Raw genomic sequence first — 12,922 nt, 5'->3', positions numbered from 1 at the left:
CACCGTGCATCCTGCCTGGCCTTGAACCACTGCTACGATGAGATCAGAACTGCGACTGCAGGTAATTCTCCAAGCCAATGGACTTGATCAAACCCTGCTGCTTCTCCAGCCAGTACGTATGATCTTCCTCGGTATCCGCCAACTGCACCCGCAGTATGTCGCGAGTCACGAAGTCGCTGTGTCGTTCGCACAACTCGATACCCTTGCACAAGGCCGCACGCACCTTGTATTCCAGACGCAGATCGGCAGCGATCATGCTCGGGACATCCGTACCGACTTCAAGGTCGTCCGGACGCATGCGCGGCGTGCCTTCAAGCATCAGGATGCGACGCATCAAGGCGTCGGCATGACCTGCTTCTTCTTCCATCTCATGATTGATGCGCTCGAAGAGCTTGGCGAAGCCCCAGTCCTCGTACATCCGCGAGTGGATGAAATACTGATCACGGGCAGCCAGCTCGCCTGTAAGCAAAGTATTGAGGTAATCGATTACGTCCGGGTGGCCTTGCATCGCCGTATATCTCCTAGCAGAAAGGCATAGTTTGAACCAAGGTCGCGGATACGTCACGGCCCACAGTGCAGAAATACGCTAAAAAGCAGAGAAAATGTGACGAAATAAAGCGAAAAACCGCCCAGATGAGGGCGGTTCTTCTTATCACTTAGGTTCAGCCCAGTTGCATGCCCAATGCCTTGGCGATCCCACTACCGTAGGCTTCGTCCGCACGGTAGAAGTTCTGCAACTGGCGCTCCACCACATCCGCGCTGACACCCATCATCGCGCCAGCAATGTTGTCGATGAGCAAAGTCTGCTGCTCGGCATTCATCAAACGAAAAAGAGCGCCAGCCTGGCTGTAGTAATCCGCGTCCACGCGATGATCGAAGCGATCAGCATCACCGTGCACGGCCAAGGCCGGCTCGCGATACTGAGGCGCCTGCTTGGGCGCATCGGCGTAGCTGTTGGGCTCGTAATTAGGCGCGGCACCGCCATTGCTGCCAAAGGCCATCGAACCGTCGCGCTGGTACGAGTGAACCGGGCTGCGGGGTGCGTTCACCGGCAACTGCTGATGATTGGTCCCAACGCGATAGCGGTGAGCATCGGCATAGGCGAACACACGGCCTTGCAGCATGCGGTCGGGCGACAGTCCTACGCCGGGCACCATATTGCTCGGGCCAAACGTCGCTTGCTCTACTTCGGCAAAATAGTTCAGCGGATTACGATTCAGCTCCAACATACCTACTTCGATCAACGGAAACTCCTTCTGCGACCAGGTCTTGGTCACGTCGAACGGGTTTTCGTGGTGACGGTTCGCCTGATCCTCACTCATGATCTGCATGCATACACGCCACTTGGGGAAATCCCCACGCTCGATTGCATCGAACAGATCGCGCTGTGCGTAATCCGGGTCGGTGCCGGCGATACGCGCCGCGTCGGCTGGAGCAAGGTTCTTGATGCCCTGAGCCGTCTTGTAGTGCCACTTGACCCAGTGACGCTCACCCTTGGCATTGATCAAGCTATAGGTGTGGCTACCGAAGCCGTGCATGTGACGATAGCCGTCCGGAATGCCGCGGTCCGAGAACAGAATGGTCACCTGGTGCAACGCTTCGGGCGAATGGGACCAGAAGTCCCACATCATCTGCGCGCTCTTGAGGTTGCTTTGAGGCAAACGCTTCTGGGTGTGGATGAAATCGGGAAACTTCATCGGGTCGCGAATGAAGAACACAGGCGTGTTGTTGCCAACGATGTCCCAGTTGCCTTCCTCGGTGTAGAACTTGAGGGCGAAACCCCGCGGATCGCGCTCGGTATCGGCTGAGCCGCGCTCGCCACCCACAGTGGAAAATCGCAGGAAGGTTTCGGTCTGCTTGCCTACGGTACTGAACAGCTTGGCACTGGAGTATTCCGAGATGTCACGGGTTACCGTAAAGGTGCCGTATGCGCCTGAGCCCTTTGCATGAACACGACGCTCGGGAATATTCTCGCGGTTGAAATGCGCAAGCTTCTCGATCAGATGGAAATCGTCCAGCAGCAAGGGACCACGCGGCCCCGCAGAACGGGAATTCTGATTGTCGGCGACCGGCGCGCCGCTAGCGGTGGTGAGGATCTTGCTCTGGCTCATGGACGATGTTCCTTGGTAAGGCTTGCTGTGTAGGCGCCGACTTCAGCGGCTTGAAGCAAGTATCCAAAAAACACCCTCATTCGACTAATGGGCAAATCTTCTTTGCCTGATAGATTTTGACTAATCAGCAGGCATAAAAAAACCGGACCTAAGCCCGGTTTTTCAAGAACAGACTGTTCGTCTTATTCAGCAGCTTCAACCGAGCCACCAACAGGACGATCAACCAGCTCGACGTACGCCATAGGTGCGTTATCGCCAGTACGGAAGCCGCACTTGAGGATACGCAGGTAACCGCCCTGACGGGTGGCATAGCGCTTGCCCAGATCGTTGAACAGCTTACCAACCATTTCTTTCGAACGAGTACGGTCGAAAGCAAGACGGCGGTTTGCAACGCTGTCTACCTTGGCCAGGGTGATCAGCGGCTCGGCAACGCGGCGCAGTTCCTTGGCTTTTGGCAGGGTAGTCTTGATCAGCTCGTGCTCGAACAGCGACACCGCCATGTTCTGAAACATGGCCTTGCGGTGCGAGCTGGTACGGCTCAGGTGACGTCCACTTTTACGATGACGCATGGTTCATTCCTTACCAAACACAACGTTCGGTGATTACGACGATCAGGCAGTCGCCTTGTCGTCCTTCTTAAGACTTGCAGGCGGCCAGTTGTCGAGGCGCATGCCGAGGGACAGACCGCGGGAGGCCAGAACGTCCTTGATTTCGGTCAAGGATTTCTTGCCCAGGTTCGGAGTCTTCAACAGTTCTACTTCGGTACGCTGAATCAGGTCGCCGATGTAGTAAATGTTTTCCGCCTTAAGGCAGTTAGCCGAACGTACAGTCAGTTCCAGATCGTCAACCGGGCGAAGCAGGATCGGATCGATCTCGTCTTCCTGCTCGATTACCACAGGCTCACTGTCACCTTTGAGATCGACGAACGCAGCCAACTGCTGTTGCAGAATGGTTGCAGCGCGACGGATGGCCTCTTCAGGATCCAGGGTACCGTTGGTTTCCAGATCAATAACCAGCTTGTCCAGGTTAGTGCGCTGCTCGACACGGGCGTTTTCCACCACGTATGCGATACGGCGTACCGGGCTGAACGAAGAGTCGAGCTGCAAGCGACCAATGCTGCGGCTTTCGTCTTCATCGCTTTGACGCGAGTCGGCCGGTTCATAACCACGACCACGAGCTACGACGAGCTTCATGTTCAGGGCGCCGTTAGACGCCAGGTTAGCGATTACGTGATCGGGATTAACGATCTCGACATCATGATCCAGCTGAATATCGGCAGCGGTAACCACCCCCGAACCCTTTTTCGACAAGGTCAGCGTAACTTCGTCACGACCGTGCAGCTTGATAGCCAGGCCTTTCAGGTTCAACAGGATTTCAATGACGTCTTCCTGTACACCTTCGATGGCGCTGTACTCATGGAGTACACCGTCAATCTCGGCCTCGACTACTGCGCAGCCGGGCATTGAGGACAACAGGATGCGTCGCAGCGCGTTGCCCAGGGTATGGCCGAAACCACGCTCGAGAGGCTCGAGGGTGATTTTGGCGCGGGTTGGACTGACGACCTGCACATCAATATGGCGGGGCGTCAGGAACTCATTTACCGAAATCTGCATGGATGCACCTATTTTCTAGCCCTTACTTGGAGTAGAGCTCGACAATCAGGCTTTCGTTGATGTCGGCGGACAGATCACTGCGAGCAGGAACGTTCTTGAAAACGCCCGACTTCTTCTCAGTGTCTACTTCTACCCATTCTACGCGGCCACGTTGGGCACACAGATCGAGAGCTTGGACAATGCGAAGCTGGTTTTTAGCTTTCTCGCGAATCGCGACCACGTCACCAGCACGAACCTGGTAGGACGGAACGTTAACGGTCTTGCCGTTTACGCTGACCGACTTGTGCGATACCAACTGACGGGATTCGGCACGAGTCGAGCCGAAGCCCATACGGTATACGACGTTGTCCAGACGGCATTCGAGCAGTTGCAGCAGGTTCTCGCCGGTTGCGCCTTTCTTGCCGGCAGCTTCCTTGTAGTAACCGCTGAACTGACGCTCGAGAACGCCATAGATACGACGGACTTTCTGCTTTTCACGCAGCTGGGTGCCGTAGTCGGACTGGCGGCCACGGCGCTGACCGTGGATACCTGGGGCTGCTTCGATATTGCACTTCGATTCCAGGGCGCGAACGCCGCTTTTCAGGAACAGGTCAGTGCCTTCACGACGAGCCAGTTTGCATTTTGGACCAATGTAACGAGCCATTATCTATCGTCTCCTGAATTACACGCGGCGCTTCTTCGGCGGACGGCACCCGTTATGCGGGATTGGCGTCACGTCGGTGATGCTGGCGATCTTATAGCCACAGCCGTTCAATGCACGGACAGCGGACTCACGACCTGGACCTGGACCCTTGACGTTGACGTCGAGGTTCTTCAGGCCATATTCCAGCGCAGCTTGACCAGCACGCTCTGCAGCCACCTGGGCAGCGAACGGGGTGGACTTGCGTGAACCGCGGAAACCCGAACCGCCGGAGGTGGCCCAGGACAGGGCGTTACCTTGACGATCGGTAATGGTCACGATGGTGTTGTTGAAAGACGCGTGGATGTGGGCGATGCCATCAACCACTGTCTTTTTGACTTTTTTACGAGGACGAGCAGCAGGTTTTGCCATGACTAGATTCCTGTCGATTCGCTGGTGCGATTACTTGCGGATCGGCTTACGCGGACCTTTACGGGTACGCGCGTTGGTCTTGGTACGCTGACCGCGTACTGGCAGACCACGACGATGACGAAGACCGCGATAGCAGCCCAGATCCATCAAGCGCTTGATTTTCATGTTGATTTCGCGGCGCAGATCACCTTCGGTGGTGAACTTCGCCACTTCGCCACGCAGCTGTTCAATCTGCTCGTCGCTCAGATCCTTGATCCGTGCGGCTGGGTTGACCCCAGTGTCTGCACAGATTTTCTGTGCAGTAGTGCGACCAACACCATAGATGTAGGTCAGCGAGATAACAGTGTGCTTGTTATCTGGAATGTTAACGCCTGCAATACGGGCCATTCAGTGGGACTCCAATTGACAGCTACCTACGCCCCGGAAGCCAAGAAATAGGGCGCGAGATAATATCGCTGTAATAACAAATAATCAACCCGGCAGCGCACTAGCTGCCGGGCTTGTAGCACATCACAGTCAGCCTTGGCGCTGTTTGTGACGCGGCTCTGCGCTGCAAATGACTCGAACGACGCCTTCGCGACGAATGATTTTGCAGTTACGGCACAGCTTTTTCACCGATGCACGAACTTTCATTGCCAACTCCTCGAACCTTAAGGGACTGTCAGCGCAGCAGACCGCTGCCACCGTAGCCTTTCAGGTTGGCTTTCTTCATCAGGGATTCGTACTGGTGCGAAACGAGGTGCGATTGTACTTGGGACATAAAGTCCATCACAACCACTACCACAATCAGCAACGAGGTCCCGCCAAGGTAGAACGGAACGTTTGCAGCCACCACCAGGAACTGTGGAAGCAAGCAGACGCACATCATGTACAGGGCACCGAACATGGTCAAACGGGTCAGAACGCCATCAATGTAGCGCGCCGACTGCTCGCCTGGACGAATACCCGGAATAAAGGCACCGGACTTCTTCAGGTTTTCCGCCACGTCTTTCGGATTGAACATCAACGCCGTATAGAAGAAGCAGAAGAAAATGATCCCTGCACTAAACAGCAGAATGTTCAACGGCTGACCAGGAGCGATCGACTGCGAGACGTCCTGCAACCAGCCCATACCTTCGGACTGACCGAACCAGGAGCCCAGCGAAGCCGGGAACAGCAAGATGCTGCTCGCGAAAATGGCAGGAATCACACCGGCCATGTTCACTTTCAGCGGCAAGTGGCTCGTCTGCGCAGCGAAAACCTTGCGGCCTTGCTGACGCTTGGCATAGTGAACGGCTATTCGCCGCTGACCACGCTCGATGAACACCACGAAACCGATAATCGCCACTGCCAGCAGACCGATCGCAACCAGCGCGAAGATGTTGATATCGCCCTGACGCGCAGACTCGAAAGACTGCCCGATCGCTCTCGGAAGACCAGCAACGATACCCGCGAAGATCAACATCGAGATACCGTTACCCACACCACGCTCAGTGATCTGCTCACCCAGCCACATCATGAACATCGCGCCCGCCACGAAAGTGGAGACCGCCACGAAGTAGAAGCTGAAGCTTGCAGTGAACGCCACACCCTGATTGGCCAAGCCGATCGACATGCCGATCGCCTGCACCAAGGCCAGGATGACGGTGCCATAGCGGGTGTACTGGCTGATCTTGCGACGGCCAGCTTCCCCTTCCTTCTTCAACTGCTCCAGTTGCGGGCTCACGGCGGTCATCAGCTGCATGATGATCGATGCCGAAATGTACGGCATGATCCCCAGTGCAAAGATGCTCATCCGTTCCAGCGCGCCACCGGAAAACATGTTGAACAAGCTAAGAATGGTCCCCTCATTCTGTCGAAACAGGTCTGCGAGTCGGTCCGGGTTGATACCTGGAACCGGGATGTGTGCGCCAATTCTGTAGACGATGATCGCCAGGAACAGAAAACGCAGACGAGCCCAGAGTTCAGACATACCGCCCTTGCCTAGCGCTGAGAGAGCACCTTGCTTAGCCATTTATTCCTCGAACTTGCCGCCAGCTGCTTCGATAGCCGCACGCGCACCTTTGGTGGCGGCGATTCCCTTGATGGTCACAGCGCGAGTCACTTCGCCCGACAGCATGATTTTCACACGCTGTACGTTCTGGTTGATCACGTTGGCATCCTTCAGGGACTGCACGGAGACGATGTCGCCTTCCACTCGGGCCAGCTCGGACAGACGCACTTCTGCGCGGTCCATGGCTTTCAGGGAAACGAAACCGAACTTCGGCAAGCGACGGTGCAGCGGCTGTTGACCGCCTTCGAAGCCTGGAGCGATGGTGCCACCGGAGCGGGAGGTCTGACCTTTGTGGCCACGGCCACCGGTCTTGCCCAAACCACTACCGATACCACGACCCGGGCGATGCTTTTCGCGACGCGAACCGGGAGCTGGACTCAGATCATTGAGTTTCATCGATTAACCCTCTACGCGAAGCATGTAGTAGGCCTTGTTGATCATCCCGCGATTCTCGGGAGTATCCTGGACTTCTACAGTGTGACCGATGCGACGCAGACCCAGACCCTTAACGCACAATTTGTGGTTAGGGATACGGCCGGTCATGCTTTTGATCAGCGTAACTTTTACAGTAGCCATGATCAGATGATCTCCTCAACGTTCAGACCGCGCTTGGCGGCGATGGACGACGGGGACTGCATGGCTTTCAGACCCTTGAACGTAGCGTGAACCACGTTGACGGGGTTGGTCGAGCCGTAGCACTTGGCCAGAACGTTCTGAACACCAGCCACTTCGAGAACGGCACGCATTGCGCCGCCAGCGATGATACCGGTACCTTCCGAAGCAGGCTGCATGTACACCTTCGAAGCGCCGTGAGCGGACTTCATGGCGTACTGCAAGGTGGTCCCGTTCAGGTCCACTTGAATCATGTTGCGACGAGCTGCTTCCATAGCTTTCTGGATGGCAGCAGGCACTTCACGAGACTTGCCACGGCCGAAGCCAACACGGCCCTTGCCATCACCTACCACGGTCAACGCGGTGAAGGTGAAGATACGGCCGCCTTTGACGGTCTTGGCAACGCGGTTAACTTGAACCAGCTTCTCGATGTAGCCTTCGTCGCGCTTTTGGTCGTTATTTGACATAACTTAGAACTCCAGCCCAGCTTCACGAGCGCCATCGGCCAGCGCTTTGACGCGACCGTGGTACTTGAAGCCAGAGCGGTCGAAAGCCACCTGCGAGACGCCAGCGGCCTTAGCACGCGAAGCGACCAGCTGGCCAACCTTAGTGGCCGCGTCAATGTTGCCAGTGGCACCATCACGCAATTCTTTGTCCAAAGTCGAGGCACTTGCCAAGACCTTGCTGCCGTCGGCCGAGATGACCTGGGCATAGATGTGCTGCGAAGAGCGGAACACGCAGAGACGCACGACTTCGAGTTCGTGCATTTTCAGGCGTGCCTTGCGAGCGCGACGCAGTCGAGTAACTTTTTTGTCGGTCATTTGCTATGCCCTACTTCTTCTTGGCTTCTTTACGGCGGACGACTTCGTCTGCGTAACGTACACCTTTGCCTTTGTAAGGCTCTGGCGGACGGAAATCGCGGATTTCAGCGGCCACTTGACCCACCAGCTGCTTGTCGATGCCCTTGATCAGGATATCGGTCTGGCTAGGAGTCTCAGCGGTGATGCCTTGCGGCAACTCGTAATCCACCGGATGAGAGAAGCCCAGCGACAGGTTCAGCACTGTGCCTTTTGCTTGTGCTTTATAGCCAACACCGACCAGCTGGAGCTTGCGCTCGAAGCCTTGGCTTACGCCCTGGACCATGTTGTTGACCAAAGCGCGAGTGGTACCGGCCATTGCACGGGTCTGCTGATCGCCGTTCTTGGCAGCGAAACGCAGTTCGCCAGCCTCTTCAACGACTTCAACCGACGAGTGAACGTTCAGTTCCAGAGTGCCCTTGGCACCCTTCACCGAAAGCTGTTGGCCGGCGAATTTTACTTCGACACCAGCTGGCAGCTTAACGGGGTTCTTAGCGACGCGAGACATGCTTATCCCCCCTTAGAACACTGTGCAGAGTACTTCGCCGCCGACACCGGCAGCGCGCGCAGCACGATCCGTCATCACACCTTTATTGGTGGAGACGATGGATACGCCGAGACCGCCACGAACTTTTGGCAGGTCATCAACGGATTTGTACTGACGCAGGCCTGGACGACTTACGCGCTTGACTTCCTCGATGACCGGACGGCCTTCGAAGTATTTCAGCTCGATGGAAAGCGACGGTTTTGCTTCGCTGCTTACCTGAAAACCCGCGATGTAACCTTCGTCCTTCAGAACTTTGGCCACAGCTACCTTCAACGTGGAAGATGGCATGCTTACGACGGGCTTTTCAGCCATCTGGGCATTACGGATTCGAGTTAGCATGTCCGCTAACGGGTCCTGCATACTCATGGGCTAGACGCTCCTGATACAAAAATAATTAGCCTTGCGGCTACAACGTCGCCGAGCGTTTGATCCGGTCCAAAAACCCGGGCTCAGGCGAGCCGGCAATTCTAGACGTACGGCAGAAATGAATCAAGCCCCATGAGGGGCTTGATTCAGTCGCCGTGACACCGGCGGTCGGTTGATTGCTCAATCGAGCGCAGGCATCTCGTCGGTCCGACTTACCAGCTGGCCTTGACCAGACCTGGTACGTCACCGCGCATGGCGGCCTGGCGCAGCATGTTACGGCCGAGGCCGAACTTGCGGTACACGCCATGTGGACGACCAGTCAGGCGGCAGCGGTTACGCATGCGAGCAGCGCTCGCATCACGTGGCTGCTTCTGCAGGGCTACGGAAGCATTCCAGCGCTCTTCTTCACTTGCGTTCAGATTGACGATGATTGCTTTGAGCTCAGCACGCTTCTTGGCGTATTTAGCTACCGTCAGCTGACGCTTCAGCTCACGGTTCTTCATGCTCTTCTTGGCCATTTTCCTACTCCAATCAGTTGCGGAACGGGAAGTTGAAGGCACGCAGCAAGGCGCGACCTTCTTCATCCGAACGAGCAGTGGTGGTCAGGGTAATGTCCAGACCGCGCAGAGCATCGATCTTGTCGTAATCGATTTCCGGGAAAATGATCTGCTCTTTCACGCCCATGCTGTAGTTGCCACGACCGTCGAAGGACTTGGCATTCAGGCCGCGGAAGTCGCGTACCCGAGGCAGGGAGATCGCCAGCAGGCGGTCCAAGAATTCGTACATCTTGTCGCGACGCAAGGTCACCTTGACACCGATCGGCCAACCCTCACGGACTTTGAAGCCCGCGATGGATTTGCGTGCGAAGGTCACAACGGCTTTCTGGCCGCAGATCTTCTCGATGTCGGCTACAGCGTGCTCGATGACTTTCTTGTCGCCGATCGCTTCGCCCAGACCCATGTTCAGGGTGATCTTGGTAACGCGCGGAACTTCCATCACGTTCGCAAGCTTGAGTTCTTCCTTAAGCTTGGGAGCGATTTCCTTCCGGTAAATCTCTTTCAGTCGTGCCATGGTCTTCTACCTAGCAGTGTTCAAGCATCAACCGCTTTTTGGGTCGACTTGAAGACACGAATTTTTTTGCCTTCTTCTACTTTGAAACCAACGCGGTCAGCCTTGTTGGTTTCGCCATTGAAGATGGCGACGTTGGAAGCGTGCAGAGGCGCTTCTTTCTCGACGATACCGCCTTGTACGCCCGACATCGGGTTAGGCTTGGTATGACGCTTCACCAGGTTGACCCCACCAACGACCAGACGGTCGTCAGCGAGAACCTTGAGCACCTTACCGCGCTTGCCTTTGTCTTTGCCGGCGATCACGATGATCTCGTCGTCACGACGAATCTTTTGCATGTCGGATCTCCTTACAGCACTTCTGGGGCGAGCGAGACGATCTTCATGAACTTCTCGGAACGAAGCTCACGGGTCACTGGCCCAAAGATACGGGTGCCGATTGGCTCTTGCTTGTTGTTCAACAGAACAGCAGCGTTGCCATCGAAGCGGATGATGGAGCCGTCAGCACGACGAACGCCGTGACGAGTGCGGACTACAACAGCAGTCATCACTTGACCTTTCTTCACCTTGCCACGAGGAATTGCTTCCTTCACGGTCACCTTGATGATGTCGCCGATGCCAGCGTACCGGCGGTGCGAGCCGCCCAGTACCTTGATGCACATGACGCGACGAGCGCCGCTGTTATCGGCCACATCGAGCATGGATTGAGTCTGAATCATAGAATTTCTCCGACCCCTAGCCCTTAGACTTCAACAGCGCGTTCGAGAACGTCAACCAGTGCCCAGGACTTGGTCTTGGCCAGCGGACGGGTTTCACGAATAGTGACCTTGTCGCCGATCTTGCACTGATTGGTTTCGTCGTGAGCGTGCAGCTTAGTCGAACGCTTAACGTATTTACCGTAGATCGGGTGCTTTACGCGACGCTCGATCAATACGGTGATGGTTTTGTCCATCTTGTCGCTGACCACACGGCCAGTCAGCGTACGGACGGTTTTTTCGGCTTCAGCCATGATCACTTACCTGCCTGCTGGTTGAGCACAGTTTTCACGCGAGCGATGTCGCGCTTCACTTGCGAGAGCAGGTGAGACTGCCCCAACTGGCCAGTTGCTTTCTGCATGCGCAGATTGAACTGGTCGCGCAGCAAGCCGAGCAGTTGCTCGTTCAGTTGCTGTGCTGATTTTTCACGAAGTTCATTCGCTTTCATCACATCACCGTCCGCTTAACAAAGGAGGTGGCGAGAGGCAGCTTTGCAGCCGCCAAGGCGAAAGCCTCACGCGCCAGCTCTTCGGAAACACCCTCGATTTCATACAGGACTTTGCCTGGCTGAATCTGGGCAACCCAATATTCCACGTTACCCTTACCTTTACCCATACGAACTTCGAGGGGCTTTTTGGAGATAGGCTTGTCCGGGAATACACGGATCCAGATCTTGCCGCCACGTTTAACGTGACGGGTCAGGGCACGACGCGCTGACTCGATCTGACGAGCGGTGAGACGACCACGAGCTACAGACTTCAGCGCATACTCGCCGAAGCTGACTTTGCTACCGCGCTGAGCCAGACCACGGTTGTGGCCAGTCATCTGCTTGCGGAACTTCGTACGCTTAGGTTGCAACATTTGGCGTACCCCTTACTTAGCAGCTTTTTTACGAGGCGCAGGTGCTTGTGGTTTCAGTTCTTCTTGGCGACCACCAATTACTTCGCCTTTGAAAATCCAAACCTTCACACCGATCACACCGTAAGTGGTGTGAGCTTCGTAGTTGGCATAGTCGATGTCGGCACGCAGGGTGTGCAAGGGCACACGACCTTCGCGATACCATTCAGTACGTGCGATTTCAGCACCGCCGAGACGACCGCTCACTTGGATCTTGATGCCTTTGGCACCAATGCGCATGGCGTTCTGTACGGCGCGCTTCATGGCGCGACGGAACATCACACGACGCTCCAGCTGCTGAGCTACGCTCTGCGCAACCAGCATACCGTCGAGCTCCGGCTTGCGGATCTCTTCGATATTGATGTGCACAGGCACACCCATTTGCTTGGTCAGGTCCTGGCGCAGTTTCTCAACATCTTCACCTTTCTTCCCGATAACGATACCAGGACGAGCGGTGTGGATGGTGATACGTGCAGTTTGGGCCGGACGATGGATATCGATACGGCTTACGGACGCGCTTTTTAGTTTGTCTTGGAGATACTCACGCACCTTCAGATCTGCGAACAAGTAGTCCGCATAAGTCCGACCGTCTGCGTACCAGACGGAGGTGTGCTCCTTGACGATTCCCAGGCGAATGCCAATGGGATGTACTTTCTGACCCATCTGATCGACTCCGTTACTTGTCAGCAACCTTGACAGTGATATGGCAAGACCGCTTGACGATGCGATCAGCCCGGCCTTTGGCACGAGGCATGATGCGCTTCAGCGAACGCCCTTCGTTGACGAAAACGGTGCTGACCTTCAGGTCATCAACGTCTGCGCCTTCGTTGTGCTCGGCGTTGGCTACGGCCGACTCCAGCACTTTCTTCATGATTTCCGCGGCTTTTTTACTGCTAAAAGCCAGCAGGTTGAGCGCTTCGCCCACCTTCTTCCCGCGGATCTGGTCGGCGACCAAGCGGGCTTTCTGGGCGGAGATTCGAGCGCCCGACAACTTAGCGGCTACTTCCATTTCCT

At 55.8% G+C, this 12,922-nt stretch carries 24 protein-coding genes; all 24 read right to left on the bottom strand.

Features of this window, described 5'->3' with window-relative positions; translation table 11 throughout:
* Nucleotides 1-43: 43 nt before the first annotated feature.
* A complete protein-coding gene (gene bfr / locus IFT76_RS10790; protein WP_122475635.1) occupies nucleotides 44-508 on the bottom strand; it encodes a bacterioferritin in 465 nt (154 codons plus the stop codon).
* A gap of 154 nt (nucleotides 509-662) precedes the next feature.
* Nucleotides 663-2,111, bottom strand: a complete 1,449-nt coding sequence (locus IFT76_RS10785) for a catalase (protein WP_192058316.1) — start codon at nucleotides 2,109-2,111, stop codon at nucleotides 663-665.
* Between the two features lie 182 nt (nucleotides 2,112-2,293).
* Nucleotides 2,294-2,680 carry a 50S ribosomal protein L17 gene (gene rplQ, locus IFT76_RS10780; RefSeq protein WP_122475639.1) on the bottom strand — a complete coding sequence of 129 codons (387 nt, stop codon included), beginning with the start codon at nucleotides 2,678-2,680 and terminating at the stop codon, nucleotides 2,294-2,296.
* A 42-nt stretch (nucleotides 2,681-2,722) separates the two neighbouring features.
* Nucleotides 2,723-3,724 carry a DNA-directed RNA polymerase subunit alpha gene (locus IFT76_RS10775; protein WP_007924176.1) on the bottom strand — a complete coding sequence of 334 codons (1,002 nt, stop codon included), beginning with the start codon at nucleotides 3,722-3,724 and terminating at the stop codon, nucleotides 2,723-2,725.
* A 22-nt stretch (nucleotides 3,725-3,746) separates the two neighbouring features.
* Nucleotides 3,747-4,367 carry a 30S ribosomal protein S4 gene (gene rpsD / locus IFT76_RS10770; RefSeq protein WP_043192542.1) on the bottom strand — a complete coding sequence of 207 codons (621 nt, stop codon included), beginning with the start codon at nucleotides 4,365-4,367 and terminating at the stop codon, nucleotides 3,747-3,749.
* Between the two features lie 18 nt (nucleotides 4,368-4,385).
* Complete coding sequence (gene rpsK, locus IFT76_RS10765; protein WP_002555466.1) at nucleotides 4,386-4,775, bottom strand: 30S ribosomal protein S11; 390 nt, start codon at nucleotides 4,773-4,775, stop codon at nucleotides 4,386-4,388.
* 30 nt (nucleotides 4,776-4,805) lie between these two features.
* The gene (rpsM, locus tag IFT76_RS10760) at nucleotides 4,806-5,162 is read right to left on the bottom strand and encodes a 30S ribosomal protein S13 (RefSeq protein WP_043192541.1); all 357 of its coding nucleotides are present in this window, start codon (nucleotides 5,160-5,162) and stop codon (nucleotides 4,806-4,808) included.
* A gap of 129 nt (nucleotides 5,163-5,291) precedes the next feature.
* Nucleotides 5,292-5,408, bottom strand: coding sequence for a 50S ribosomal protein L36 (gene rpmJ, locus IFT76_RS10755; RefSeq protein WP_002555468.1), 117 nt, complete (start codon nucleotides 5,406-5,408; stop codon nucleotides 5,292-5,294).
* 28 nt (nucleotides 5,409-5,436) lie between these two features.
* Nucleotides 5,437-6,768 carry a preprotein translocase subunit SecY gene (gene secY / locus IFT76_RS10750; protein WP_043192540.1) on the bottom strand — a complete coding sequence of 444 codons (1,332 nt, stop codon included), beginning with the start codon at nucleotides 6,766-6,768 and terminating at the stop codon, nucleotides 5,437-5,439.
* Nucleotides 6,769-7,203 carry a 50S ribosomal protein L15 gene (gene rplO, locus IFT76_RS10745; RefSeq protein ID WP_122475641.1) on the bottom strand — a complete coding sequence of 145 codons (435 nt, stop codon included), beginning with the start codon at nucleotides 7,201-7,203 and terminating at the stop codon, nucleotides 6,769-6,771.
* A 3-nt stretch (nucleotides 7,204-7,206) separates the two neighbouring features.
* A complete protein-coding gene (gene rpmD / locus IFT76_RS10740; RefSeq protein WP_003176408.1) occupies nucleotides 7,207-7,383 on the bottom strand; it encodes a 50S ribosomal protein L30 in 177 nt (58 codons plus the stop codon).
* A gap of 2 nt (nucleotides 7,384-7,385) precedes the next feature.
* Entirely contained in the window at nucleotides 7,386-7,886 is a 501-nt protein-coding gene (rpsE, locus tag IFT76_RS10735) for a 30S ribosomal protein S5 (RefSeq protein ID WP_043192537.1), read from the bottom strand.
* 3 nt (nucleotides 7,887-7,889) lie between these two features.
* Complete coding sequence (gene rplR / locus IFT76_RS10730; protein WP_043192536.1) at nucleotides 7,890-8,240, bottom strand: 50S ribosomal protein L18; 351 nt, start codon at nucleotides 8,238-8,240, stop codon at nucleotides 7,890-7,892.
* Between the two features lie 10 nt (nucleotides 8,241-8,250).
* Nucleotides 8,251-8,784, bottom strand: coding sequence for a 50S ribosomal protein L6 (rplF, locus tag IFT76_RS10725; protein ID WP_122475643.1), 534 nt, complete (start codon nucleotides 8,782-8,784; stop codon nucleotides 8,251-8,253).
* 12 nt (nucleotides 8,785-8,796) lie between these two features.
* Nucleotides 8,797-9,189, bottom strand: a complete 393-nt coding sequence (gene rpsH, locus IFT76_RS10720) for a 30S ribosomal protein S8 (RefSeq protein ID WP_122475645.1) — start codon at nucleotides 9,187-9,189, stop codon at nucleotides 8,797-8,799.
* Nucleotides 9,190-9,401: 212 nt separating this feature from the next.
* Nucleotides 9,402-9,707 (bottom strand): 30S ribosomal protein S14, encoded by a 306-nt coding sequence (rpsN, locus tag IFT76_RS10715; protein WP_122475647.1) that lies wholly within the window; start codon nucleotides 9,705-9,707, stop codon nucleotides 9,402-9,404.
* 13 nt (nucleotides 9,708-9,720) lie between these two features.
* Entirely contained in the window at nucleotides 9,721-10,260 is a 540-nt protein-coding gene (gene rplE, locus IFT76_RS10710; RefSeq protein ID WP_122475649.1) for a 50S ribosomal protein L5, read from the bottom strand.
* Nucleotides 10,261-10,280: 20 nt separating this feature from the next.
* Complete coding sequence (gene rplX, locus IFT76_RS10705) at nucleotides 10,281-10,595, bottom strand: 50S ribosomal protein L24 (protein WP_049860773.1); 315 nt, start codon at nucleotides 10,593-10,595, stop codon at nucleotides 10,281-10,283.
* Between the two features lie 11 nt (nucleotides 10,596-10,606).
* On the bottom strand, nucleotides 10,607-10,975 hold the full coding sequence (gene rplN, locus IFT76_RS10700; protein WP_003243907.1) for a 50S ribosomal protein L14: 369 nt from the start codon (nucleotides 10,973-10,975) through the stop codon (nucleotides 10,607-10,609).
* A gap of 23 nt (nucleotides 10,976-10,998) precedes the next feature.
* On the bottom strand, nucleotides 10,999-11,265 hold the full coding sequence (gene rpsQ / locus IFT76_RS10695) for a 30S ribosomal protein S17 (RefSeq protein ID WP_043192528.1): 267 nt from the start codon (nucleotides 11,263-11,265) through the stop codon (nucleotides 10,999-11,001).
* 2 nt (nucleotides 11,266-11,267) lie between these two features.
* Nucleotides 11,268-11,459, bottom strand: coding sequence for a 50S ribosomal protein L29 (gene rpmC, locus IFT76_RS10690; protein ID WP_002555481.1), 192 nt, complete (start codon nucleotides 11,457-11,459; stop codon nucleotides 11,268-11,270).
* Nucleotides 11,459-11,872: a 50S ribosomal protein L16 gene (rplP, locus tag IFT76_RS10685; protein WP_122475651.1), complete on the bottom strand. Its 414-nt coding sequence runs from the start codon at nucleotides 11,870-11,872 to the stop codon at nucleotides 11,459-11,461. Before rplP ends, rpmC begins: the two co-directional genes overlap by 1 nt.
* A 12-nt stretch (nucleotides 11,873-11,884) precedes the next feature.
* Nucleotides 11,885-12,571 (bottom strand): 30S ribosomal protein S3, encoded by a 687-nt coding sequence (rpsC, locus tag IFT76_RS10680; protein ID WP_003176422.1) that lies wholly within the window; start codon nucleotides 12,569-12,571, stop codon nucleotides 11,885-11,887.
* A 13-nt stretch (nucleotides 12,572-12,584) separates the two neighbouring features.
* Nucleotides 12,585-12,917, bottom strand: coding sequence for a 50S ribosomal protein L22 (gene rplV / locus IFT76_RS10675; protein ID WP_003103908.1), 333 nt, complete (start codon nucleotides 12,915-12,917; stop codon nucleotides 12,585-12,587).
* Nucleotides 12,918-12,922 lie beyond the last annotated feature (5 nt).

The organism is Pseudomonas sp. CFBP 13727 (genome assembly GCF_014841915.1).
Lineage (GTDB): Bacteria > Pseudomonadota > Gammaproteobacteria > Pseudomonadales > Pseudomonadaceae > Aquipseudomonas > Aquipseudomonas baltica.
The sequence above is the reverse complement of the archived record's forward strand: the minus strand, read 5'-3'. Positions and strand labels throughout refer to the sequence as shown.

Excerpts from the sequence above, each read along its gene's own strand:
- bfr (WP_122475635.1), bottom strand. The coding sequence starts at position 508 with ATGCAAGGCCACCCGGACGTAATCGATTACCTCAATACTTTGCTTACA.
- IFT76_RS10785 (WP_192058316.1), bottom strand. The coding sequence starts at position 2,111 with ATGAGCCAGAGCAAGATCCTCACCACCGCTAGCGGCGCGCCGGTCGCC.
- rplQ (WP_122475639.1), bottom strand. The coding sequence starts at position 2,680 with ATGCGTCATCGTAAAAGTGGACGTCACCTGAGCCGTACCAGCTCGCAC.
- IFT76_RS10775 (WP_007924176.1), bottom strand. The coding sequence starts at position 3,724 with ATGCAGATTTCGGTAAATGAGTTCCTGACGCCCCGCCATATTGATGTG.
- rpsD (WP_043192542.1), bottom strand. The coding sequence starts at position 4,367 with ATGGCTCGTTACATTGGTCCAAAATGCAAACTGGCTCGTCGTGAAGGC.
- rpsK (WP_002555466.1), bottom strand. The coding sequence starts at position 4,775 with ATGGCAAAACCTGCTGCTCGTCCTCGTAAAAAAGTCAAAAAGACAGTG.
- rpsM (WP_043192541.1), bottom strand. The coding sequence starts at position 5,162 with ATGGCCCGTATTGCAGGCGTTAACATTCCAGATAACAAGCACACTGTT.
- rpmJ (WP_002555468.1), bottom strand. The coding sequence starts at position 5,408 with ATGAAAGTTCGTGCATCGGTGAAAAAGCTGTGCCGTAACTGCAAAATC.
- secY (WP_043192540.1), bottom strand. The coding sequence starts at position 6,768 with ATGGCTAAGCAAGGTGCTCTCTCAGCGCTAGGCAAGGGCGGTATGTCT.
- rplO (WP_122475641.1), bottom strand. The coding sequence starts at position 7,203 with ATGAAACTCAATGATCTGAGTCCAGCTCCCGGTTCGCGTCGCGAAAAG.
- rpmD (WP_003176408.1), bottom strand. The coding sequence starts at position 7,383 with ATGGCTACTGTAAAAGTTACGCTGATCAAAAGCATGACCGGCCGTATC.
- rpsE (WP_043192537.1), bottom strand. The coding sequence starts at position 7,886 with ATGTCAAATAACGACCAAAAGCGCGACGAAGGCTACATCGAGAAGCTG.
- rplR (WP_043192536.1), bottom strand. The coding sequence starts at position 8,240 with ATGACCGACAAAAAAGTTACTCGACTGCGTCGCGCTCGCAAGGCACGC.
- rplF (WP_122475643.1), bottom strand. The coding sequence starts at position 8,784 with ATGTCTCGCGTCGCTAAGAACCCCGTTAAGCTGCCAGCTGGTGTCGAA.
- rpsH (WP_122475645.1), bottom strand. The coding sequence starts at position 9,189 with ATGAGTATGCAGGACCCGTTAGCGGACATGCTAACTCGAATCCGTAAT.
- rpsN (WP_122475647.1), bottom strand. The coding sequence starts at position 9,707 with ATGGCCAAGAAGAGCATGAAGAACCGTGAGCTGAAGCGTCAGCTGACG.
- rplE (WP_122475649.1), bottom strand. The coding sequence starts at position 10,260 with ATGGCACGACTGAAAGAGATTTACCGGAAGGAAATCGCTCCCAAGCTT.
- rplX (WP_049860773.1), bottom strand. The coding sequence starts at position 10,595 with ATGCAAAAGATTCGTCGTGACGACGAGATCATCGTGATCGCCGGCAAA.
- rplN (WP_003243907.1), bottom strand. The coding sequence starts at position 10,975 with ATGATTCAGACTCAATCCATGCTCGATGTGGCCGATAACAGCGGCGCT.
- rpsQ (WP_043192528.1), bottom strand. The coding sequence starts at position 11,265 with ATGGCTGAAGCCGAAAAAACCGTCCGTACGCTGACTGGCCGTGTGGTC.
- rpmC (WP_002555481.1), bottom strand. The coding sequence starts at position 11,459 with ATGAAAGCGAATGAACTTCGTGAAAAATCAGCACAGCAACTGAACGAG.
- rplP (WP_122475651.1), bottom strand. The coding sequence starts at position 11,872 with ATGTTGCAACCTAAGCGTACGAAGTTCCGCAAGCAGATGACTGGCCAC.
- rpsC (WP_003176422.1), bottom strand. The coding sequence starts at position 12,571 with ATGGGTCAGAAAGTACATCCCATTGGCATTCGCCTGGGAATCGTCAAG.
- rplV (WP_003103908.1), bottom strand. The coding sequence starts at position 12,917 with ATGGAAGTAGCCGCTAAGTTGTCGGGCGCTCGAATCTCCGCCCAGAAA.